Below are 22,997 nucleotides of genomic sequence, written 5' to 3'. Positions count from 1 at the left end.
GAATTCCATCCGGCGGAGGCTCTTGGCGTGCGTGTACAACAATGCTTATTACTGAATCGGGTCGGGAATCATACCATTCTCGCGCACTTGGGCGTTTGTCGGCATCTTGGCCATCACATGGCCCAGTCGCTTGACATCTTCCTCATTGCCTGCCATCTGCCCGTTCATGGCGTGTTCAATCGACGTCGACGCCGACTTCTTCTTGACCGGGCCATTCTCCAAATATTGCGCGAGATCGACCATAATGTCATCAGCTGCGTCCGCCACGGGATCGGGAACATAGCCCCGGGCCGCAAAGGCCGCTTCGTTCAAATTGATGTGCGTCATCCCGTTCTCCAGGGTATGCGCGTAAACGCGAAACGGATATTCCTTCAATGTCACAGGGTCGCGAAACGACAGTTCGTAGACGGTGCCTTCTTTAGCGGACGATTCGGTAAAGCCTACAACAGCGAGCATGCTGTGCACATGGGCAAACGGTTTGGCGATCGACGGCAGCGTTTTTTTACGGGACATACGGAACACTCCTTCGATAGAAACTTCGGCGCCCTCATTTGATCCCTGAGGACCGCTGTGGAACCGAGTACCCTGTATTTACCCGTCATGGACAAGCATGAAACCAGGTTAGGGGAGAAAGGGGCCAAAATACCTGTATTTTTTCCAAAAACCGGGATTATTCGCGAGTCACTCTTCATTTTATTTCCAAAAAAATTGAATAAAATGACGGAGCGGTGACAACAGTATAAGTAGCGGAGACCGGTCTGGCGCCTCTTCATTCACGAATAGGAGGGACCTATGCTGCTGCAATTCGACGTGATCGTCCAATGGGGGATCATGTTGCTATCGGTAGCCTTACTGGCTTCGGTTCTCCGTCGGGGTAACTTTCGCAAGGCGGCTGCCGCATTCCTGGCGTACCAAACGCTTTCGTGGGGGATCGACTTTCTGATCGTTCTGTTCAAGCTGGCGGAGTATCCGGTTCACTTTTTTTCCCGGGCGACGGACAACGGCTTTGAATTCAGTTATTTGTTCAGCCCGGCGGCTTTTACCGTTTTTTATATGACTTATCCTCACAAGAGGGAACGAAGCCGCAAATGGATGCAATACGCGATATTCGCGGTAACCATGGGGCTTTTTTAAATCGATGCTTTCCCGGTATACGAATACCGTGGGGTTTTTGTCGATCAACGCCCTGACGGTGACGCTAATCGTAGGGCTGGAATATGCGCTCGTCTATCGGTACGTAAATTGGTTTCACGGGAAATTTGAAGCGTTGAGAAGCTAGGTGTCCTATGTATTGGCTGGAACGTTTAATATTAATTACCGTCGTCATGATCTCATTTGGCATCATTTGGCTTATTCCGAAGGAACAGCGATTAAAGGCGAATTTCGTATTTCTATTTGCGGGTCTGCCGGCTTGGATTTTGGGGCTGCTGGTGGTTGAGCTCGGGCTCATCGAATACCCGGTGCGGGAATTGCATCAAGTTAACCGAACGAGCCTTATCTTCGAATACTTGGCGCTGCCGGTCCTGTGCGCGTTGTTTACTGCGCGGTATCCGGAAGGCGCACCGGTCTGGAAGCGAATCGGCTACTATGTGCTGTTCTGTTCCGCATTGACGATAGCCGAATATATGATCCAAAAATATACGCTGTTGATTCGGTACGTCCGTCTGTGGGACTGGTATTGGACCTTTGTCTCCGAAGCGTTCGTGTTCTGGCTTACGCGACGGGCCGCCGTTCTTTTTTTCAAAGACAGGAAACCGGTCAAACCGGTGAAATAAGCTTGGATGTACAGGTACAGGTAAGGCCGCTGCGTCAGCCCGATGGTTCGGTTGCTGCTGCAGCGGCCTCTTTCGGTCAACCGACCGGCCGTCGGTCCTGCGGTCGCGTACGATTGAACGGCGGCCCGGACAGCAGGTATAATGATGATGAACAATCAGATTAAACCGACTTGCTTTAACCCGTGCCAAATGCCGTCTTCGGAACTGGTAGCGGTGACACGGTCGGCGACGGCCTTCACTTCGTCGGAGGCGTTGCCCATGGCGATGCCGGTGCCTACCCAAGCAAGCATTTCTTTATCGTTCAAGCCGTCGCCGAAGGCGTAACATTGGGCTGGCGCAGCGCCGACCGCTTCCAGCAGCTTCTGAATGCCCACTGCTTTCGAGCCGCCTGCGGGCATGACGTCGGCTGCTAACCGGTGCCAGCGGTGATACCGGTATTCGGGGAAGCGGGCCGTATAAAGCGGCTCTTCCTCCACCGGGCAGAACAGGTACGCTTGATATACGGGCGAATGGGTATAAAAGAGCGGATCGACAGGCGGGTATTCCAAGCTGAGCGCCCCGAAGCTGGCGTCGATCAGCGGATGAGCCGCATGGGATGCGCACAGCATCGCATGACTGCTGAACGCCAGACAGTGTCCGCGTTCCTCCGCGAATTCGCACATGTCGCGAAGCCGATCCGGCGGCAACCGGTGGGCGTATATCTCACGGCCTTCGTACACGACGTATTGGCCGTTGGCCGACACGTAGGTGTCGATGTTCAGCTCCTCGCGGATCCACTCGAATTGACTGGGCGTCCGGCCGGTTGCGATAGCGGTTCGGATACCGCTGCGCTGCAGCAGCCCGATGGCCTGTTTGGTCGTTTGGGGCAGACGGTTGCGCTCGTCAAGCAGCGTGCCGTCGATATCGAAAAATACGATGGTCTCGTTCATGGTTTATACACCTCCGGGTGATGGCATTGTGCGGCAGCCGTCCCGCCTGGCCTCGGAAGCGGGCATCCTGAAAATGCTCCCCCATCGTCTATAGGCCGAGCGTTGTCCCGCTGTCCCGCCGCCTGGCGAAGCGCATCCGCGAGCCTGGCCGCTTTGCGCTTCGAAAATCAGCTTATCTTGTGAAATGCATTTCATGTCAAGCGATTTTTTCGCAGAACGGCTCTACATGGGGCTTGGCTATGGCCAACATCAAACAGATCGCCCGCACGGCCGGCGTGTCCGTCACGACCGTACCCGCGGCTGCTGCACGATCGCGTCACCGGCCGCACGGACCAAGCCGAAACACACGGGCTTCTTACCGGCTGATGGAGCGGAGGACGGTGTAGCGGGCGGCCGCCAGCGAGCTCGCCTTATGCGCCATCTGCGGTCCTGACGGGTTCAGACGGGCGAGAGCGATGACGTTCCGTTCGTTTCAAGGCTCTCCACGTCCAGACCGCTCCGCTGAAGTCGATCAGGCTAAGCGCAACGAAAATCGGCTTCAGCCAGCCGAATGACACGAAGACGATCATGAACAACAGGATCGAAGCCCGCGTGTACACGGTCAGGTAGAAGAAGCCGCGCATGTTCTCCCGCGCCGCCTGGAAATAATCGAACGCCAGGTACAGCAGGAACAGGCCGATCAGCCGGAGCCAAATATAGCTCTCCGCCGTATAGCCGAGCAGACCGGACAACAGGCCCGGGGCCAAGAGCAGCGTCAAGCTGAGCGCAAACATGTAAAAGCTGAAGTAAAATACGGTTTTGGCCGGATACGTCATTCCAGCATTCCCCCACAACCATGGTATGATAGATAAATAGATCATCGATCGAAAACGGAAAGCGAGAGTACGGTATGCGAATCAATAAATATATTAGCGAAACCGGGCTTTGTTCCAGACGAGAAGTGGACAAGCTGGTCGAGGCCGGGCGCATCACGATCAACGGCGTTAAGGCGGAGCTGGGCAGCCAGGTGGGCGAGGGCGACGATGTGCGCATCGACGGCAGGCCGATCCGTGCGAAGAAGCCGGCCGTGTATATAGCGCTGCACAAGCCGGTAGGCATCACGAGTACGACGGAGCGCCACGTACGCGGCAATATCGTCGATTTTGTCGGACACCGCGAACGGATCTTCCCGATCGGCCGTCTGGACAAGGACTCGGAAGGTCTGATCTTGATGACGAACGACGGCGACATCGTCAACAAAATTTTGCGCGCGGAGAACGAGCACGAGAAGGAATACATCGTCACGGTCGATCGGCCGATTACGGCTTCGTTCCTGCAAGGGATGGCCGGCGGGGTCCATATCTTAGGCGCCGTTACCAAGCCGTGCGTCGTTCACCGGATGGACGAGCGGACGTTCCGCATCATCTTGACGCAGGGGCTCAACCGCCAAATTCGCCGCATGTGCGCCGCCTTCGGGTACGAGGTGCGCCGGTTGAAGCGGACGCGCATCATGAACATTAAACTTGGCGGCCTGCCGGTAGGCAAGTGGCGCGATCTGGCGCCGGACGAATTGGCCGAATTGCTGCGCCGCATTGATCATGAGCCTTCGCGGTGATTGGCGGCAAGCCGGTCGCCGTAATCCCCGACTGCCGGGCATTCCGCATCAGTGGTTGAATTTGTAGCCGATCCCGCGAACGGTCAAAATATATTGGGGATCGGCCGGATTCGGCTCGATCTTCTTGCGCAGGTTGCTGATATGGACAAGCAGGGTGCGCGTATCGCCGTTGCTGTCGACGCCCCAGGTCATTTTGTACAGCTGCTCCAGCGACAGCACTTTGCCCGGCGTGCGGGCCAGATGCAGGAGCAGGTCGAACTCCTTCGACGAGAGCGGCGCAAGCTGGCCGTTCACGCGGACCGTCCGGCTGAGCAAGTCCATCTCAAGGCCGGGGAACGAGAGAAATTGGGCTTCTTCCTTGTGCTGCTCTAACAGATGGCTGCGGCGCAGGTGCGCCTTCACCCGGGCGACCAATTGACCCGGGCTGAACGGCTTCGTCATGTAATCGTCGCCGCCGATGCTGAAGCCGAGAATGATGTCCATGTCTTCGCTCTTGCAGCTCAGGAACAAAATCGGCGTCGTGTAGTGCTTCCGGATTTGCCGGCATACTTCAATGCCGTCCAGCTCGGGCAGCAAGATGTCGAGGATGACCAGATCGGGCCGGTGCTCCTGCACCATCTCGACCGCTTCCGCTCCGTTCGAAGAGCTTAATACTTCGTAGCCCTCTTTTTCCAAATAAAGTGTAATTAATTCGACAATTTCCGTTTCGTCGTCTACGATTAATATTTTTTCTCCAGACATCGAGTTTCTCCTCCAAATAGCCGTCCGCTGTTGAATTCCCCATTCCCAAAACTTGTGGTTTCATATACGATAATAGACAGAATTGGCAATAACCAACAAGAAAGAAAGTGGTATCGATTTCCAGAAACATCTTTTATTATAAATGGTTTCGGGTGTTTATTTCCATACTTTTGTTTGCCCTGCTCACGTCGGTATCCGGCTATCGGCCTATGGCCGCGTCCAACGAGTATGCGGGACAGGCGAATCGCGGCGAATTATCGCTGAGCGGCTACGACTGGGCAGGCGGGCCGTACGTTCGGCTGGAGGGCGAGTGGGAGTTCTATTGGGGGGCTCTGCTGACGCCTGATCAGCTTCACGCCGGGGAACGGCCGGAGTCTTCTTATATCCGGGTGCCTGGCGCCTGGAACGGTGCAGCCGTGAACGGAGGGAAAGCAAGCGGCAGCGGGTACGGCACGTATAGGCTGATGGTCGCACTGGATGGGCAACCGAGAACGTATGCGTTGAAAATGCCTTATGTCGAAACGGCCTATACCGTATGGGTGAACGGCGAGCTGTTGGGGCAGGTCGGTCAGGTCGGCAAGGATGCGAACGGCTCGCAGCCAAAGTTTTCGCCGCGGACGCTGCTGATCGGCTCCCCGGGTCCGACGCTGGAGCTGGTCGTACAGGTGTCCAATTTCCATTGCTTCAGCGGGGGCATGCAGGATTCCCCTATATTAGGGCTTCCTGAGCGGATCGATGCGGAGCTGCAGACGAATTTGTCGATTGAGACGATCATGGTCGGCGGGCTGCTCGCCATGGGCATTCACTACATGGTGTTGTATCTGCTGCGAAGGAAGGAAAGGGAATCGTTTTATTTCGGATTGTTTTGCCTGCTTGTAGGCATTCGAGCGCCATTCCTGGAGGCAGGCGTCATTTATTACTGGATGCCGAATCTGGATTGGCTCGTCGGGAAGAAGATCGAATCGGTTTGCTTTTTCCTCAGCATTCCGGCGATCGTCATGTTCGTGCACCTGCTCTATCCGCAGGAAGTGAAACGCGCCGCCGTTCGGCTGATGTTCGGACTCGGCATGACGTGCACGGTACTTGTCATCGTACTGCCCGTCCCTTGGATGACCTATATGGTGCCGTATTTCGAGTTGGCGACGATGGTCTCCGGCGTGTATATCGTCTTCTGCTTAGCTGTAGCGCTCTATCGCGGGCGGGAAGGGGCGACCTTCGTTATCCTCGGTACCGCCGCATATATCGCGGCGGTGTCCGTCAAAAAGTGGTTCGATCCTCAATACCTCCATACCGGGGAAGTGGCGTTCATCGGCTTATTCGCCGGCGCGATGCTGGCTTCGTTCGTGCTTAGCGTCCGGTCGACGAAGGCTATCGCCTCGGTGGAGTCGTTGTCCCGGCAGATGCGCGAGATGAACGCGGGCCTGGAGCAGAAGATTCGCGACCGCACGGCTGAGCTGGAACGGATCAACCGCAGCCTGGGGCAGGTGAACGAGGATTTGGCCCGGATGGAGACATCCCGGCGGCATCTGCTCAGCAACATCTCGCACGACCTCGGCACTCCGATGACGCTCATTCAAGGATATGTCGAAGCGTTGATGGACGGTGTCGTACAGCAGGAGCAGCAGCAGAAATATTTGAAGCTGATCCACAACCGCATTACCGGATTGAATCGGCTGATCCAGGATTTGTTCCAGCTGTCGAAGCTTGAAGCGCGTCAGATGGAATTCGACATTCATACGGTCAGCACGGACGAGCTGTTCCGCTTTTTCGACGAGCGGTACGAGCTGGAGTTGGCCGGAGGCGGGCTTCGCTTCGAGACCGCTTCGTATATCCTGCACCCGGGAGACGGCCGGCCGGCACTTGTCAAGGTCGACACCAACCGGATCGATCAGGTGCTGACCAACATCATCTACAACGCGGTGAAGCATACGCCGCAGGGCGGGCTGATCCAGTTGCATTTTATCGTGGACGAGCATTCGCTCGTGGTGCAGGTGCAGGATAACGGAACGGGCATTGCGCCCGAGGATTTGCCGTACATCTTCGACCGTTTCTATAAAAAGGACAAGTCGCGCAATACGTCCGGCGGCGGCAGCGGTCTCGGTCTTGCGATCGCCAAGGAAATCGTCGATTTCCACGGCGGCCGCATCTGGGCTCAAAGCCGGCTCGGTCAAGGGGCGTGCATCGCTTTCATGCTGCCGCTGGTCAAGTGAACCGCTTGATCGGCGGCTGCTTCGCGCGGAGGCCCCGGGCGCGCTGATCGGCAGGAAGCGCAGATGTCCGCGATGATCCGGGCCGCCGACTAAAGGAGCGAGCGGCGGTACTCGGAAGGAGACGTCTGGTACTGGCGCTTGAACTGTTTAGAGAAGTGAAGCGGATCTTGGAAGCCTACCGAGGAGGCGATTTGCTCTACGGTGAGCTCGGGCCGCTCGCGCAGCAGGCGGCGCGCTTTGTCAAGCCGCAGACGGAGCAGGAACGTGACGGGGCTGACGCCGGTATGCTCCTTGAACAAGGTGGACAAGTAGGCCCGATTGTAGCCGAGCGTCTCGGCCATCAGCTCGATGGTAATCGGCTCCGCGTATTGGGCCGACAAGTACTGCAGCGCCTGCCGCACCGTTCGTTCGCCGCCTGTCGCCGTGTCCGGGAGACGCGGCTCCGCGGGCTGCAGCGTCTCGGCGAATTCGGCCAGCAGCAGATGCAGGCAGCCCGTGGCTTTCAGTCCAGCCCCGGGGGTCCGCGCCTGGAACGCTTCCTGCGCTTGCTGGAACAAGGCCGCGATGCCGCGGTTGCCGCCCGTCCGCACAATCGGCTGCAGCGAGCTGAGGCCGATCCCGGCAAGCATCCGCGCCGCTTCCGGGCCATCGAAGGCCATCCAGCGATAATGCCACGGGCGATCGTAGTCTGCCATATATTGGATCAGTGTCCCGGGCTCGATCAGGAACGTGTCGCCTGCGCCGAGTTCATGTGTTTGCCCCGCGCACATATATGTTCCGCGCCCGGACAGCACGTGATGAAACAAATAGTAATCGACGACCTTCGGCCCGGGCCTGTGCCCGGGCTTTGTCTGGCTGTTGCCGGCGAATAGGACGACGAGACCGCCATGTTCCTGAGACGCATTCGGGTTGGATACGACGTAGTAGCTATCGGCGCGTTTGTCGTAAGCGGCCACCGCGATCCCTCCTTCAGGGTAGTCGGACAAGGGCCGACTTCCGATGTCGCCGTAAGTATACCATGGGAATCTAACATTTTTCCATATCCAGCTGACATCATTCCATAGTTTCCCGCGTCCGGCCTGGCTATACTAAAAGCAATGAATGCAAGATTGTATGCCGCGATTCGGCGAAATTTGCACAGCAACCCTATTCTAATCGCCTGAGGTGAGCCGCGATGGCCGATATTGAAGCGTTAAAAGAACGGTTTGTAGCTTTATACGGGGCGGAAAATCCGCATCCGATCCGTGTGTTTCACGCGCCGGGGCGCGTTAATTTGATCGGGGAGCACACCGATTATAACGGAGGGTACGTGTTTCCGGCGGCGCTGACGTTCGGCACGACGATGCTGCTCCGCAAACGGGACGACGAGCTTGTCGGATTCGCCTCGACCAACTTTGAACGACACCAACATATTTCCATTCAATCGCTGGAGAACAACCCGGAGGACGGCTGGATGAACTACCCGAAAGGCGTGATCCGGGAGCTGCAGCAGCGCGGCGTTGCGGTCGGCGGCTACGACATCCTGTTCAGCGGAGCGATTCCGAACGGGGCCGGTCTTTCCTCCTCGGCTTCGATCGAGGTCGTCACGGCTTTCGGTCTGCTGACGATGGAGGGGCAGCCGACGGATCAGGTACAGATCGCCCGGCTCGCTCAGAAGGCGGAGAACGACTTCATCGGCGTGAAGTGCGGCATTATGGACCAATTCGCGGTAGCGATGGGGAAGAAGGATCATGCGGTGCTGTTGATGTGCGATACGCTGGAATATAAGCACGTTCCTTTCCAAAGCGGTGCGTATAGGCTGGTGATCGGCAATACGAATAAAAAGCGCGGGTTGGTCGATTCGGCCTACAACGAGCGCCGTTCGCAGTGCGAGCAAGCGGTGCGCGACCTGCAGGCGAGGTATCCCGAGCTCACGCTGCTCGGACAGCTCACGCTCGCGCAGTTCAACGAAGCGCAGCACTTGATTGCGGACAAAGTTGTGAAGAGGCGCGCCCGCCACGTGGCGGAAGAGATCGATCGCGTGCTGCAATCGATCGAAGTGCTGGAGCGTGGGGATTTGGCGGCGTTCGGCCGACTGATGAACGGTTCCCACGAATCGCTGCGCGATTTGTATGAAGTGACAGGCTTCGAGCTCGACTCGATGGTCGAGGCGGCTTGGCAGGTGCCCGGCGTGCTTGGCGCACGGATGACCGGCGCGGGCTTCGGCGGCTGCACGGTATCGCTGGTCCACGAGGACAGCATTGACCGGTTTATCGATGAAGTAGGCCGTTTGTATGAAGACAAGACCGGTTTGAAAGCCAGCTTTTACGTAGGTGACATCGGGGACGGCGTGAAAGAAATCGAATAAGCAGGAGGCAAAGAGGACCATGGCTGTATTGGTGACAGGCGGCGCGGGCTACATCGGTTCGCATACGGTGGCAGAGCTGCTGGCGAAGAACGAGGAGGTTGTAATCGTCGACAACCTGGAACAGGGCCATCGCGAGGCGGTGCTCGGAGGTAAGCTGTACGTCGGGGATATCCGGGATAAGGACTTCTTGGACACGGTGTTCCGGGAGAACGCGATCGACGCGGTCATTCATTTTGCGGCGAACTCGCTCGTTGGGGAAAGTATGCAGAACCCGGCCAAGTATTATCACAATAACGTATACGGCACTTTGTGTCTGCTGGAGAAGATGAACGAGCACGGCGTGAACAAAATCGTTTTCTCCTCTACGGCGGCGGCCTACGGCGAGCCGGAGAACATTCCGATTCTCGAGACGGACCGCACGCTGCCGACGAACGCTTACGGCGAAACGAAGCTGGCGATGGAGAACATGATGAAGTGGTTTGACGCCGCACACGGCATCAAGTACGTATCGCTGCGTTATTTTAACGCGGCCGGCGCGCATGAAAGCGGGCGGATCGGGGAAGATCACGATCCCGAGACGCATCTGGTGCCGATCATCCTTCAGGTGGCGCTCGGCCAGCGCCCGCACATCTCGGTGTTCGGCGAAGATTACGCGACGCCGGACGGCACGTGCATCCGTGATTATATCCACGTGTCCGATCTTGCAGACGCGCATATCTTGGCGGTGAAGAAGCTGCTCAGGGGCGGCGAGAGCCGCATATACAACCTCGGCAACGGCATAGGCTTCTCGGTCAAGGAAGTGATTGAGATTGCCCGGCAGGTGACCGGCCATCCGATCCCGGCGGTCGTGGAGGCGCGCCGCGCCGGAGATCCGGCGGTGCTTGTGGCCTCGTCCGAACGGACGCGCGAGGAGCTCGGCTGGCGGCCAAAGCGCGACCGGCTGGAGCGCATCATCGCTTCGGCGTGGGCATGGCACCAAAGCCGCCCGACCGGCTACGAGGCGTAGACGTCCGGACGCGGGGAGTGCTGGAAATGCGCCCGGGGGCGGGCAAGCTGTAAACCCGGAAATACCGTGCCGTGCCGGAGTTAATCGGAGCTCCGCTATTTCGCCAGGAGGCCGTGAAGCGATGGGCTTTAAGACTTTACCTAGGGGTGTAGAGCACATGCAAAACGAACGCGAACAAGAGATCGAAGCGCTGCGCCGGAAGGCATCCTGCGATGTGGAACGGCTTCTGCAGTTCGGCCTCCGGCGCAAGCTGCTGGAGCCGCCGGACTTGTATGCGGCGCGCAACGGGCTGCTCGACTTGCTGCGTCTTGACGAGCCGTATGCGGGGGAGCTGCCGGCTGCGCCCGGCGAAGACGTCAGCGAGCTGCTGGAGCCGCTGCTCGACTACGCAGCCGCAGCCGGTATGCTCGAGGACGACAACACGACGCTGCGCGATTTGCTGGACGCCCGCATCATGGGCGTTATCATGCCGCGCCCGTCCGAGCTGATTCATCGCTTCTGGGCAACGGCCGAGCGGGACGGAATCGAGCGCGCGACGGCCGATTTCTACCGGCTGAGCATCGACTCGAACTATATTCGTATGGACCGCATTCGCAGGAATCTGTACTGGCTCGCCTCGACCGATTTCGGCAGCCTGGAAATTACGGTAAACTTGTCCAAGCCGGAGAAGGACCCGAAGGAAATCGCAATGCTCAAAAATGCGAAGCAAAGCCGCTATCCGAAGTGCTTGCTCTGTGTCGAGAACATCGGGTATGCCGGCCGGCTCAATCACCCCGCTCGGCAAAACCTGCGCGTCATTCCGCTTGAGCTGACCGGGGAACCATGGTGTTTTCAATATTCGCCTTACGTCTACTACAACGAACACAGCATCATTTTCGATAAAGAGCATCGTCCGATGATCATCTCGAGGCATACGTTCGAGCGGCTGCTCGATTTCGTGGAGCGGTTCCCGCATTATTTTGTCGGGTCCAATGCGGATTTGCCGATCGTCGGCGGGTCGATCTTGAGCCACGATCACTTTCAGGGCGGGCGGCACCGGTTTCCGATGGAGTTGGCCCCGGTGGAAGAGCGGTTCCGGCATCCGTCCTACGGCGGGGTGAAGCTTGGCGTGGTGAAGTGGCCGATGTCGGTCCTCCGCATATCAAGCCGTGACCGGGTGCAGCTGCTGGAACTGGCCGGTGCGATTCTGGACGCATGGCGCGTTTACAGCGATCCGGACTGTGACATTCTCGCTTTCAGCGATGCGCCGGACGGGACGCGGGTGCCGCACAACACGATTACGCCGATCGCGCGCAACAACGAAGCGGGGGAGTACGAGCTGGACTTGGTGCTTCGCAATAACCGGACCAGCGAAGCGCATCCTGACGGCATTTTCCATCCGCATCGGGAGCTGCACCATATCAAGAAGGAGAACATCGGGCTGATCGAAGTGATGGGGCTCGCCGTACTGCCGGGACGCCTCAAGGACGAGCTTGAGCAAGCGGCGGCTCTATTCACCGGCGAAGCGGAGCTGGATGAGCGGATCCAGGGGGATGAAAGCCATCCGCTGCATAAGCATGCGCCGTGGCTGGCCGAATTGGCGGCGAAATACGGGAAAGGCCTGTCCCGCGGGCAAGCGGAGCAGGCGCTGCGCGAGGAAGTCGGCCGCAAGTTCGAGGCTGTGCTTCGCGACGCGGGCGTGTACAAGTACGGCGAACGGGGCCGGGAAGGGTTCCGACGATTTATTCGGCACCTCGGCTTTGAGGCTTAAACAGCGAAAACAAACAGGGAACAGGACTTGGTCGTGCACGGCAACATGCACCGCCGGGTCCTGTTCTTTGCATGCAGCGGGCTCTTGGTTCCAAGGCACTATGCGTGTAGGGGCGGCAGAGTCAAAGGTCTGGGTAGGGGGGAAGAAAACACAAAATTTTATGTATAAATTTCACATATAATGCGACGAAAGTTATATTATTTATGTTATGATATATGACATACAGAGAAAAGCATTCTAGTTGAGGATTTGGAGGGTGCATATGTTTGATTGGCTTGGTTTTCAAAAAGGGCTTCCGCTTTGGTGGTCGTATCGTCTGAATCGCGGGTTAAAGAAAGATGTCGAGGACATTTTCGAGGGCATCGCTTCTACCCGCAAAGAGTTGTTGATTGATTGGGCTAATGAATATTGGGGACATTTGGACCGCTTGCTTGCTTTGCTGCAGGGTTCCGCAGCGTCGGAGACGCCGCTGTGGCGGCAGCCGGAGCCGGAGCAATGGGAAGGTCACTGCACCTCGATGCGTCAGCGGGCTCCGGATTTTTCTGAAATTTTTCTGTTAAATGAACAAAATGAAGTGGTCTTCTCCACGTATCCGGCACATCGTACCACGGTCTATGGCGAGCAAAGCGTGATTGGTCTGGGGCTCAGTTATGCCGGATCCGGAGTGGAAGGGCGCAAATGCTTATTCGGCCCTTACAGCGACCCGACGACGCTGAAGATCGGACCGAGCACCTCGTCGTTTCACGATGCCATGACCCTGCTGTTTATCGTGCCGATCGTCGAGTCGGGCGTATGGCGAGGCGCCTTGTGCGGACGCGTGCCTAACGACGTGATCGGCGATTTGATTCAACGCGAATCCGGGCACGTGTACCCCGACTCGGGCGATAACTATTTGTTCATGGCTTCCGCCGGGCTGCAGACGCACATCGCTCCCGGCACGGCGCTTTCGCGCAGCCGGTTCGAGGACCGGACGTTTACGCACGGGGAAAATTTGAAGGACGGCGTCACCACGGATTGGGGCCAAGTGACGGTGAAGGAGCATACCGAGCTGGAGCTGCGGTTTACCGATCCGGCGACCGGCGATCTTCATCCCGGCGTAGCGAACACGATTAAGAACGGCAGCAATTTATTCGTTGAATTTCCCGGTTATTCGGACTATCGGCACATTCCGGTTATCGGTAAAGGCGTCACGTTCCGGCTGCCGCATTGCCCGGACCTCTGGGGGATGATGTGCGAAGGCGATTTGGAGGAAGTATACCGGGTTCGGGGCACGAACTGGCGGATGTTCCGTCTTCAACTGCCTTGGATCGTGTCGGGCTGTGTGGCCGCCGCAGGGCTGATCGGTTGGCTGGCGGCAAGCGCGGACGTCCCGTTCTGGCTTGCGGGAGCGGCCGCAGGGCTTCTGCAGCTGGCGATCGGTTTGGTGACGGCCTGGGTGATCTATGGCAAAGGAAGCGCGCCGCTTGCGAGGCATTTACATCAGATTCAGCGGTTTATCCGCATGAACGCCGAAGGGAAGGGCGACTTGACGCAGCGTCTGAAGCCGGAGATGTTCCAAGGCGACGAATCCCGGGAGCTGGCCAAGTGGATCAACAACATGATCGACTCGCTCGAGGGGGTCATGCTTCAAGTGAAACGGGCGGCGGCCGACGTGCTGTCGAGCCAGCGGCTGCTGAACGAATCGACGGATACGACGGCGGAATCGACGGATCGAATGAGCGGCAAGATTAATGATATGATCGGCAGCCTTCGCAAGCAGCTGCGCGATATCGACCAAGCAAAAGATGCGGTTGAAGAGATGAAGGAGACGCTGCGCGTCATCGAGGCTAACGCTTCGGGTCAAATCGCCGTCGCGCAGAACGAGGTCGAGCGGATCGGGGACAAGATGGCGCACATTTCCGCCAAGGTCGAAGAGACGAATCGGACGATCTCGACGTTCATGGAAACGACCCAGCAAATTAAAAACGTACTGCAGGTTATTGAGGAAATTTCATCCAGGACGAACCTGCTGGCGTTGAACGCCGCCATTGAAGCCGCCCGCGTCGGCGAGCACGGCAAAGGTTTTGCCGTCGTCGCTACCGAGATCCGCAAGCTGGCCGACTTGACCCGGCGTTCAACGGAAGAAATCCATGAGACGGTACAGCATATTTACACCAATGCGGAGCAGGCGTTTATTTCGATGGGGGAAGGCACCAAGGTGGTGGAAGAAGGGAGTCTGCTCGTAGCGGCCGCTTCCGAGCTGCTGAACAGCGCCTCCAGCAACGATTCGTTGAAAACGCAGGTTATCGACGAAGTGGTGAAGCTGATGGAGCGGATCGCCGAAATCAGTAAAGACAACCGCGTCATCTCCCGGGAAGTCGAGGGGAATGTCCAGGAGCTGATTACGGACACGGTGCAGGTGAAGCTGACGTCCAAACGTGTCGAAGCGATTACGGCGTTCTTGGAGCACCTCGTCAATCAGTTCCGGCTTAACGATACGCGCATCCGCTAGCGCGAAGACATTTACGGCAGCGCTAGGCAAAGGCGTCCGGCTCTTATGAGCCGGACGCCTTTTTTGGGGGGTCAATCGAGCGCTGCGCAGTAGAGCTCCGTACATCTTCCTGACCGTTGTTGTGGCCGATTAGGTAGAAGGCCCGAGGCCTGTGACGGCCCGAACCGCATTTATCAATTATAAAAACGCGCGGCTGACGATGACCAGCAGAATGAAGAGTACCAGAATTACGCCCGTGGAAGTGAAACCGTGACCTACATGTGACATTGTTGTTTCCTCCTTAAGGTGGTTTTGTGCTTTCACACCATACATCTTATGTCGGGGGTGCAGGAGCGGATTGGGCCAATGTCACCGTCCCTGATTTTTCAGCGGATGCCTATAGCGGTTCTAAAAACTGGGGAAATATCGCATATTAGAGGCATATCGATGAAAGGGAGGGATGAGCTGTGAGTTTTCTTGGAAGCTTGCTTCGCGCGGCCGTCTGCGTCTGGCTGTTGGGCGCACAGCCCGCAGCCGGAAGCATGGCGGCCGGCCGCTCAGGCGAGCTTTGGGAGGCTGCGGGCCCGAATGCGCATTCTGCTGCACCCGGATCTCTCACGCCGCCCGCGGCCGGCCGCTCATCGCCGCTGACCTTCGCGGTGCTAAGCGACATTCACGTGCAGAGCTGGGATCGCCAGGCGATCCGGAAATTTGAGCGGGCGCTCGACGACTTGCACGGTGCGGCGCCTGAAGCGGAGGCGCTCGTGCTGAACGGCGATTTGGGCGACGGCGACCCGGAGGACTATAGGACGCTGCAGCGGCTGTTATCCGAACGTCCGCATCCGGGCGAAATTCACTTCACGCTCGGCAATCACGAGTTTTACCGGATGTGGCACGGGGCCAATCGGCAATGGCGGCCGAAAGGATTCCCGAACGGAGAGACGGAAGAGGCGGCCATCGGACGGTTTCTGCGCTTCACCGGCCAACCGAAGGTGTGCCGGGAACGGAGCCTGCACGATCGCTTGTTTCTATTCCTGGGTTCGGAGCGATACCGGCTATCCGATCCGTCTTACGGTGAAGATGCGTTCCTTAGCGAGGAGCAGCTTCGTTGGCTGGAGCGGCGGCTGCAGGCGGAGGAGCCTTCCGGACAGCCGATCTTCGTGTTTCTGCATCAACCGCTGCCGAATACGGTAGCCGGAAGCGGACGCGGGCGCGGTGTCGTGCAGCACCGCGAGCTTCGGGACATACTGTCGCGGCATCCGCGGGTGATTGTGTTCTCCGGCCATACGCATGCGGGGCTGGGGCAGTCCGGGACTGTCGTCGCGGACCGGCTATTGTCCGTAGCCGGGTCATCGGTCAGCCGCCCGGAATATGAGGGACCGGCTGAAGCTTCCGGAAGCGCCGACGACCGAAGCGAGGGGCTGGTCGTACGTGTGGAGCAGGACCACGTTGTCATTCGCGGCCGCGATTTCCGGCAGGGGCGTTGGATAACCCGGACGGAGTGCCGCTTTGAGCGAGGCATGTGGCGAGCCGCCGCACCGGACATGCCCAAATAGACGGTACGAACATGCGTACCGTCTATTTGACCTGCGCGTCAAACCGTGCCTTGCTTCAGCGTCGGTTCAATCTGGATATGATCGCTGCCTGTCGTAATCGATTCAATCTCGATGCCGCTCTGGGCCAGCCGGCTGCGAATAAGGCTTTCGTCCTGCGGCGGGAAAATATATGCCGGGCGGCGATCGTTATGAAACATGAGATGCTCGGCGACCTGAAGCAGTTTATTTACGGTAAACGGCTTGCGCAAATATTTCTCCGAATCCTTCTCGTAATAGTCGTGCGGCGGCTCGAGCGCCGTGGAGACGATAACCGGCGTGCGGTGAAACTTGGGATGCCTGTACAGCTCGGTCAGGAAATCCCACCCCGATTGGGGCCCCTTTAAATGAATGTCCACGATGCACAGCCGCGGCGGATATTGATCGACGCGTTCCAGTGCAAGAAGCCCTTCTTCGGCGGAGCGCACGTGAATCGTCGGGATTTGCAGCTTCATCAAAGCGACTTGAATCAGCTTGGCGGCATTGTCATCGTCTTCCAGCAGCAGAATACTGCCTTCGGCATTTCCGACCTGATAAGCGTTCAAGGTAACGGTGAACACGCTGCCCTCTCCCATCGTCGACTCGAAATGGATGGAGCCTTGATGGGCGTCCATAATCTCGCGGACGATAGACAGACCGAGGCCGGTACCGCCGATCTGCCGCCGGTCGGAGTTATCTACGCGGAAAAATTTGGTGAACATGCTGCCCTTCGCTTCTTCCGGTATGCCAAGCCCGTAGTCCTGTACCTCGAAGCTGACGGTACTCCCGTTCTCGCGTATCGTGATGTCAACACGGTTCGCTTGGGGAGAATACTTGACGGCGTTGCTGATCAGATTGTGCGCCACCTGCATCAGCCGGTCGGCGTCGCCCCGCACCCACACCTCCCGTTCGGGTCTGTGCAGCCGGATTTCATGCGTTTGCTCCGCCTTCCATGGCTCGGCGACCTCCCGCAGCAGCGCGCCCAATTCGACGGGAACGAAATGATAGGCCTGTTTGCCGGATTCCATCCGCTGCAAATCCAGGAAGTCGTTAATAAGCGTGGACAAACGGCCCGCTTCCTTGTACACGGTTTGCAAATATTTGCGCTGCTTCTCCGGCGTCAGCTGGCGATGCAGCATAATTTCGATGAAGCCCAGCACGCTGGAAAGCGGCGTTCGCAGTTCATGCGAGACGGTGCTTATAAATTCGTTCTTCATCTCGTCGATTTTCTCTTCCTCCGTACGATCGCGTACGACGAAGAGGAAGCCGGAGTCGGGCCGTTTGGACGAATCGCCCATCTTCGTGGCGTACAATTCGACGTGGCGCATCTGGCCATCGTCGGTCGTATAGAAGAAGCGTTCTGTAATATTTTCCGTTCTGCCCCTCAGCAATCCTTCCACGGAAGACAAGATTTGGCCGCTCGTCGGGGTGTCGTTCCAAATTCGAATGGCCGTGACGATGGATTCCCCGACCTCATGCGAGATGTCGAGGAAGTTTTTCATGCGCTGATTAAGAAATAGGATATGACCATGCCTGTCGCACATGATCATGCCTTCGTGCGCGGATTCCAAAATGTTCTCGATCAAGTCGCGCTGCTCCTCGATCATCCGCTTCTCTTGCTGCAGCTGTTCGTTTAATTGCTCCAGCTTCACACTCTGCCGCCGGCGCGCCTCATTCGTTTGCTGCGCCATAAAGGCGAGCCCGAACTGGCGGATTAAGCCCTGAGCGAGGCGTACCTTCTGGTTGGAGGAGGACGTAAGGTAGCCGGTCAACAGCAGAAATCCGATGCTTTCCTGCCGGTCGTTCAGGAGCGGGAAATAATAATCGGCAGCTTGCCGAATGCCCAGGTGGAACCCGCGTTCCTGCTCGGACACGTTGCGGACCGATTCCAGCATCCGCTTCTCCAGCAGAACGCGCCGAGCGGTGCCGTATAATTCGCTTTGACGCGAAGCGGGAAGGCTGGACGGATAGCCGATGGCGTAAATCGTTTCAAATAAAGGATTGCCCGCCGTATCGCTAGGATTATCGCTGTCGCTGTGGCCGCCTCGAGCTTCGTCCAAAGCCGCTTTATTGACGACGAGCATGGCGGCATCGAGCTGCAGCGTTTCGAGCAGGGCGGGCACGGAGGTGTTCAGGAACGCGTCCAAATGTGTAGCTCCGGTCAGCTTTTCCTGATATCCGGTAATGGCTTCCAGCTCGCGTTCGCGCTCGGACAGCTTCTCCAGCGTCGACTCTTGCTCTTCCTGCTGCGCGATGATTTCCTCGTTCTGCGTCTCCAGGCTCTCCGCCATGAAGCGGTACGTCTCCTCGCTGTGGCGCAGCGCCTTCTCGGCCCGGGCGGCGCGTCTGAAGATAATGACGGAGAGGATGACGGCAATAGCGTCGGCCGCGCCTCCGATCACAAGGATAATGCGCGCCAGACGTTTGGCGTTATGGGCCGATTGATGCGCGTCGAGGGCGATTTGATCGATTTCGTCCATCACCTTACCATGTGCGGCCCGAAACCGGTCCATATACGTCTTGCCGATCGATACGCTCTGTAGAGCGGTGTCTCTCCGGCCGTCTCTTATCAAATCAAGTTGCCCGGCGTAATAATCTTGCAACTGCCGGATCGACGGAAGCGCCTCGACGGTCATCACAGTATCGAGACGATCGTATTGTTGTTGATAATCGGACAGCGCGCGGAGATCGAGCTCAAGTTGCGCCTTACCGGCATGATAAGGCTCCAGGAACTTGTCGTCGCCCGATATTTCGTACCCGCGCAAGCCCGTCTCCATATGAATGAAGTCGACCAGCAGATGTTCAGCCAGATTGTTCAGGGGAATGACTCCGCTGACGAGGTTCTCCAGCTTGGCTTCGGTATTGGCGGAGGCAATGAAGCTGGATACGCTGACCACCGTAACGAGGCAGACGATGATAGCCGAATAAACAATAGGCATCTTGGAGCGGAGTATATTCATTGCATAACCACCCCTGAGGTAAAATAAAAAGTCATCTCCCATTATTCGACAATTGTACAGCGAATTCCTCTCGGGTAGCGATTGCTTCATTTTGGAGCAACGCGCAGCTCCTGATTGCACGACGGCCGCCGCTGCTTTAGAATTAGTAATCATCATTGCATGTTATATTCTCTATCATAATTTGGTGAAATAAAATAACACATTCAGAGGGTGATGGAGGATGAAGAGTATGATCGATCCGGATCTGCGAGCACCGTTACCTCCTGCTGCCGAAACGTTTCCTTATTTCCAGCCGGTCTTGTCTTTGCAGACGCAGCGCATTATCGGATATGAGGCGCTCGGGCGCCGGGTCAGTCCCGGCATAGTACGCAGCCTGGGCCCCTTTTTTCAGAACACGTCGTACAGTGAAGCCGAGCATTTGCGGATCGATCGGATTATTCGGTCGCGGGCTATCGGGCGCATGGCGAATGCGGATTCCGATGCCAAGCTGTTTATCAATCTTAAGCCGTCCTGGATCCATCGCATATACCGGGAGAAGCGAGAGCTGCCGACCTTGCAGATGATGAGGCGTCACGGGCTGGATCCTTCGCGCATCGTGATCGAAATTACGGAGGAGGATTTCACGGGCGGACTCGACGAGCTGTCGGAGATGATCGGGCAGTACCGCGAGGCCGGCTGTCTGATTGCAGTCGATGACATCGGCAGCGGTTACAGCAATTATGATCGGATCGCCAGTGTGAAGCCGCACATTCTGAAAATCGATTTAAAATTGTTGAAAAAAAGCGCCGTAGACCACGGATACAACGCCGTCTTGAACTCATTCTCCATTCTGGCCGCGCAAATGGGCGCTTCGCTGCTCGTGGAGGGGGTGGAAACGAAGGGAGATTTGAATCATGCCCTGCAGGTGGGGGCGCGCTACGTGCAAGGGTATCTGTTCTCGCAGGCTGAGGCGGACCTGCAGCAGGAAGATGCTTACGAAGGGCTGCTTCGGGAGAGTATCGCCGTGTTTACGCATAGCGAGCTGGACCGCCAGCACCGCTTGTTCGCGGCAACGGAAAGGTTGAGCGGCCTGGTGCCGTCTTCCGTAGAAATCCGTTCATCGGCAGACGCCGATGCGCTGATCGGCAAGCTGCTGCCGCACGTCGGTGCGAACGTGGTCCGTATATACATCTGCAAGGAAGAGGGGTTTCAGGTGTCCTCGAACTTCTCGCGCGAAGCGGACGGGAGCTGGAGCCGAGACGTTCGTTATCAAGAATCCAACTGGATCTGGCGGCCGTACTTCATCCCTACCGTGCTGCAAATGAAACACCAACGGCAGGGATGTCTGTCACAGCCTTATACCGATCTTGACAGCTCTCTGACCATGCAGACCTATTCGTGTCCGCTGGGCGGAGCCTGTTATTTGTTTTTTGATTTGACGATTTAACTGGGCGCACCAGGCGAAGGTACAGTCCCGTGCCCGGTCGCTGCCATTTTAATCGACCCATTCGCTCCGCAAAGCGAACAGCTCCTTCAGATCATCCGTCGACAGCTCGGTAATCCACTGCTCGCCGGTGCCTACGATTTGCTGGCTTAACCCGAGCTTCTTGTCGATCATCTCGTCGATCCGCTCCTCCAGCGTGCCCAGCGTTACAAATTTGTGCACCTGCACGTGGCGGGTTTGGCCAATCCGGAACGCCCGGTCGGTCGCCTGATTCTCGACGGCGGGGTTCCACCACCGGTCAAAATGAAAGACGTGATTGGCTGCAGTCAAGTTCAGCCCCGTCCCTCCCGCCTTCAGCGAAAGCAGGAAGATTCCCGCGTCGTCCGGATGGTCCGCCTCGCTCTCTTGGAACGCCTCGATCATCCGGTCACGGTCGGCTTTGGCGGTACCGCCGTGCAGGAACGGAATCGGCCGCCCGAATTCTTCCCCAAGCGCCTGCTGCAGCAAGTACCCCGTTTCGACAAACTGTGTAAAAATCAAACATTTATCGCCTTCCTGCCTCAGCTCGTGCACCATCTCGATCAACCGCTCGACCTTGTTCGAACGGTGTCTCCATGACAAGCGGGCCGCTTTCCCCGATTCGATCAGCCCGGGATGGTTGCAAATTTGCTTCAGCTTCGTCAAGGCGGCCAGGATCAGCCCCCGGCGTTCCATGGCCGTCAGCTTGTCGAGCCGCTCGAACATGTCGCGGATGTAGTTCTCGTAAACGCTCGCTTGCTCCGTCGTCAACGATACGTACGACTTGTATTCGTATTTATCCGGCAGATCGAGCTGGATGGACGGATCCTTCTTGACCCTGCGCAGCAGGAACGGACGAATAAGCCGCTGCACTTTAGCGATCAGCTCGGCGTCCTGCGTCCGCTCGATGGCGTTCACGTACCGATGGGTGAATTCCCGAAGCGTGCCGAGATAACCGGGGTTCAAAAAGTCGAATATCGACCACAGCTCGGTCAACCGGTTCTCGATCGGCGTCCCGGTTAACGCGATCCGGTGCCGCCCTTGCAGCGTACGGATGGAGGACGCCTGCTTCGTGTAGGCGTTCTTGATGTTCTGGGCTTCATCCAGGCAAATCGATTCCCATTCGATGGCGGCAAGCTCTGTTTCATCCAGGTGTGACAAGGTATACGTCGTCAGCACGATGTCGCAATCCAGGCACGCCTCCATGAACGCGTCGCCCTTGGCGCGGTTCGGACCGTAGTGCAGGTGAACCCGCAGGTCCGGCGCAAAGCGCTGCAGCTCTTTCTGCCAATTCCCGAGCACCGAGGTAGGACAGATGAGCAGGGTGGGCGTCGTGGCCGCGGCCGGCGCATGGCCGTTCGCTTCGGCGGCGATGCGCTGCTCGCGCAGATGGAGCAGGTACGTGATCATTTGGATCGTTTTCCCGAGCCCCATATCGTCGGCCAGGCAGCCGCCAAGGCCGCATTGCCGCAGGAAGAGCAGCCAGGAGATGCCTTCGATCTGATAAGGCCGCAGCGTGCCGCGAAACGAAAGCGGCGGTTCTTGCAGCGGCGGGCGCTTCGTATGATTCAGCAGATCGACCAGCTCCTGCAGCTGCTCGTTGAGCTCCACTTCCATATTTAGCGAGCGATGAAAATCGAGGTCCTCTTCGCCTTCGGAGGACCCTAGCAGATGCAGTTCCAGCACGTCCCGCAGAGAGAGGCCCTGCTTCTTCTGCACCTGATTCATGACCTGCTGCAGCTGCGCCAGATGAACCGGGTCAAGCTGCACCCATTGCCCGTTAATTTGCACGAGCTTGCGGTTTTGAGCGAGCAGCTCGCGGAATTCGTCCTCGGTCAGTTCGAGATCCCCCAGCGCGATTTTCCAGTCGAACTGCATGAGCTGGTTCAACCCGAGCATCGATTGCGGGCCGCTGCCGACCGACGATTTGATCTTCGCCTTGAGGCGCGGACGCCATTTGCGAATCCGGTCCCACCAGGCCGGCAGGAAGACGGAATAACCGGCTTCCATCAAGCGCAGGCTGCCTTGTGACAGCAGCTCCCACGCCTCGTCCGGCGTCAGCGTGCTGCGCAGCGTCTGGCCTTCTGCGGCCAGCCACGGCACCATCCGCGTCCACTTGGACGCATCGCGCACGGCGCGGCCGATATGCGGCCGCCACGCCTCCGGCAGCGCGCTTGCCGCCGCATCGGTTGGCGGCCACGCA

At 57.8% G+C, this 22,997-nt stretch carries 18 protein-coding genes and 1 pseudogene; 11 read left to right on the top strand and 8 right to left on the bottom strand.

Annotated elements, in window-relative coordinates; all coding sequences use genetic code 11:
* Nucleotides 1-48: 48 nt before the first annotated feature.
* Complete coding sequence (locus PVA01S_RS03085; RefSeq protein WP_127605098.1) at nucleotides 49-513, bottom strand: hypothetical protein; 465 nt, start codon at nucleotides 511-513, stop codon at nucleotides 49-51.
* 279 nt (nucleotides 514-792) lie between these two features.
* Between PVA01S_RS03085 and PVA01S_RS03080 the strand changes: the two genes are divergently transcribed.
* On the top strand, nucleotides 793-1,134 hold the full coding sequence (locus PVA01S_RS03080; protein ID WP_127605096.1) for a CBO0543 family protein: 342 nt from the start codon (nucleotides 793-795) through the stop codon (nucleotides 1,132-1,134).
* 152 nt (nucleotides 1,135-1,286) lie between these two features.
* Nucleotides 1,287-1,775 (top strand): CBO0543 family protein, encoded by a 489-nt coding sequence (locus PVA01S_RS03075; RefSeq protein WP_127605094.1) that lies wholly within the window; start codon nucleotides 1,287-1,289, stop codon nucleotides 1,773-1,775.
* Nucleotides 1,776-1,930: 155 nt separating this feature from the next.
* Here PVA01S_RS03075 and PVA01S_RS03070 read toward each other — a convergent pair whose 3' ends face one another.
* Nucleotides 1,931-2,704 (bottom strand): Cof-type HAD-IIB family hydrolase, encoded by a 774-nt coding sequence (locus PVA01S_RS03070; RefSeq protein ID WP_054800276.1) that lies wholly within the window; start codon nucleotides 2,702-2,704, stop codon nucleotides 1,931-1,933.
* 410 nt (nucleotides 2,705-3,114) lie between these two features.
* On the bottom strand, nucleotides 3,115-3,519 hold the full coding sequence (locus PVA01S_RS03060; protein ID WP_054798122.1) for a hypothetical protein: 405 nt from the start codon (nucleotides 3,517-3,519) through the stop codon (nucleotides 3,115-3,117).
* A 74-nt stretch (nucleotides 3,520-3,593) separates the two neighbouring features.
* Here PVA01S_RS03060 and rluF point away from each other — a divergent pair, with 74 nt between their 5' ends.
* Nucleotides 3,594-4,298, top strand: coding sequence for a 23S rRNA pseudouridine(2604) synthase RluF (gene rluF / locus PVA01S_RS03055; RefSeq protein ID WP_127605092.1), 705 nt, complete (start codon nucleotides 3,594-3,596; stop codon nucleotides 4,296-4,298).
* Between the two features lie 48 nt (nucleotides 4,299-4,346).
* Here rluF and PVA01S_RS03050 read toward each other — a convergent pair whose 3' ends face one another.
* Nucleotides 4,347-5,039, bottom strand: coding sequence for a response regulator transcription factor (locus PVA01S_RS03050; protein ID WP_054800277.1), 693 nt, complete (start codon nucleotides 5,037-5,039; stop codon nucleotides 4,347-4,349).
* Between the two features lie 209 nt (nucleotides 5,040-5,248).
* On the opposite strand from PVA01S_RS03050, the pseudogene PVA01S_RS03045 reads away from it, so the two are divergent.
* Both PVA01S_RS03045 and PVA01S_RS27695 read left to right on the top strand, forming a co-directional pair.
* Nucleotides 5,249-6,739 (top strand): annotated as a pseudogene (locus PVA01S_RS03045) (7TM diverse intracellular signaling domain-containing protein); the annotation flags it as partial.
* A gap of 18 nt (nucleotides 6,740-6,757) precedes the next feature.
* Nucleotides 6,758-7,249: a sensor histidine kinase gene (locus PVA01S_RS27695; RefSeq protein ID WP_372814200.1), complete on the top strand. Its 492-nt coding sequence runs from the start codon at nucleotides 6,758-6,760 to the stop codon at nucleotides 7,247-7,249.
* 89 nt (nucleotides 7,250-7,338) lie between these two features.
* Here PVA01S_RS27695 and PVA01S_RS03040 read toward each other — a convergent pair whose 3' ends face one another.
* Nucleotides 7,339-8,205, bottom strand: coding sequence for an AraC family transcriptional regulator (locus tag PVA01S_RS03040; RefSeq protein ID WP_054800279.1), 867 nt, complete (start codon nucleotides 8,203-8,205; stop codon nucleotides 7,339-7,341).
* Nucleotides 8,206-8,423: 218 nt separating this feature from the next.
* On the opposite strand from PVA01S_RS03040, the gene PVA01S_RS03035 reads away from it, so the two are divergent.
* From PVA01S_RS03035 to PVA01S_RS03020, 4 genes are all read left to right on the top strand, one after another.
* Nucleotides 8,424-9,596, top strand: a complete 1,173-nt coding sequence (locus tag PVA01S_RS03035; protein WP_127605088.1) for a galactokinase — start codon at nucleotides 8,424-8,426, stop codon at nucleotides 9,594-9,596.
* Nucleotides 9,597-9,615: 19 nt separating this feature from the next.
* Nucleotides 9,616-10,602, top strand: a complete 987-nt coding sequence (galE, locus tag PVA01S_RS03030; protein ID WP_127605086.1) for a UDP-glucose 4-epimerase GalE — start codon at nucleotides 9,616-9,618, stop codon at nucleotides 10,600-10,602.
* Nucleotides 10,603-10,759: 157 nt separating this feature from the next.
* Entirely contained in the window at nucleotides 10,760-12,352 is a 1,593-nt protein-coding gene (locus tag PVA01S_RS03025) for a UDP-glucose--hexose-1-phosphate uridylyltransferase (RefSeq protein ID WP_127605084.1), read from the top strand.
* A 262-nt stretch (nucleotides 12,353-12,614) separates the two neighbouring features.
* Nucleotides 12,615-14,843 (top strand): methyl-accepting chemotaxis protein, encoded by a 2,229-nt coding sequence (locus PVA01S_RS03020; protein WP_127605082.1) that lies wholly within the window; start codon nucleotides 12,615-12,617, stop codon nucleotides 14,841-14,843.
* Between the two features lie 177 nt (nucleotides 14,844-15,020).
* On the opposite strand, the gene PVA01S_RS03015 is transcribed toward PVA01S_RS03020, so the two are convergent.
* The gene (locus tag PVA01S_RS03015; RefSeq protein ID WP_127605080.1) at nucleotides 15,021-15,110 is read right to left on the bottom strand and encodes a sporulation protein YjcZ; all 90 of its coding nucleotides are present in this window, start codon (nucleotides 15,108-15,110) and stop codon (nucleotides 15,021-15,023) included.
* Between the two features lie 179 nt (nucleotides 15,111-15,289).
* Between PVA01S_RS03015 and PVA01S_RS03010 the strand changes: the two genes are divergently transcribed.
* Nucleotides 15,290-16,378 carry a metallophosphoesterase family protein gene (locus PVA01S_RS03010; protein WP_127605078.1) on the top strand — a complete coding sequence of 363 codons (1,089 nt, stop codon included), beginning with the start codon at nucleotides 15,290-15,292 and terminating at the stop codon, nucleotides 16,376-16,378.
* Between the two features lie 38 nt (nucleotides 16,379-16,416).
* Here the strand turns inward: PVA01S_RS03010 and PVA01S_RS03005 are convergent, their stop codons facing one another.
* Nucleotides 16,417-19,353 (bottom strand): ATP-binding protein, encoded by a 2,937-nt coding sequence (locus PVA01S_RS03005; protein ID WP_127605076.1) that lies wholly within the window; start codon nucleotides 19,351-19,353, stop codon nucleotides 16,417-16,419.
* A 229-nt stretch (nucleotides 19,354-19,582) separates the two neighbouring features.
* Here PVA01S_RS03005 and PVA01S_RS03000 point away from each other — a divergent pair, with 229 nt between their 5' ends.
* Entirely contained in the window at nucleotides 19,583-20,779 is a 1,197-nt protein-coding gene (locus PVA01S_RS03000) for an EAL domain-containing protein (RefSeq protein WP_164751717.1), read from the top strand.
* A 48-nt stretch (nucleotides 20,780-20,827) separates the two neighbouring features.
* Here the strand turns inward: PVA01S_RS03000 and PVA01S_RS02995 are convergent.
* Nucleotides 20,828-22,997: DEAD/DEAH box helicase (locus PVA01S_RS02995; RefSeq protein WP_164751716.1), on the bottom strand; the 2,170-nt coding region annotated here is incomplete at its 5' end.

This window comes from Paenibacillus validus NBRC 15382, assembly GCF_004000985.1.
Lineage (GTDB): Bacteria > Bacillota > Bacilli > Paenibacillales > NBRC-103111 > Paenibacillus_G > Paenibacillus_G validus.
This window is presented reverse-complemented; position numbering and strand designations above follow the sequence as displayed.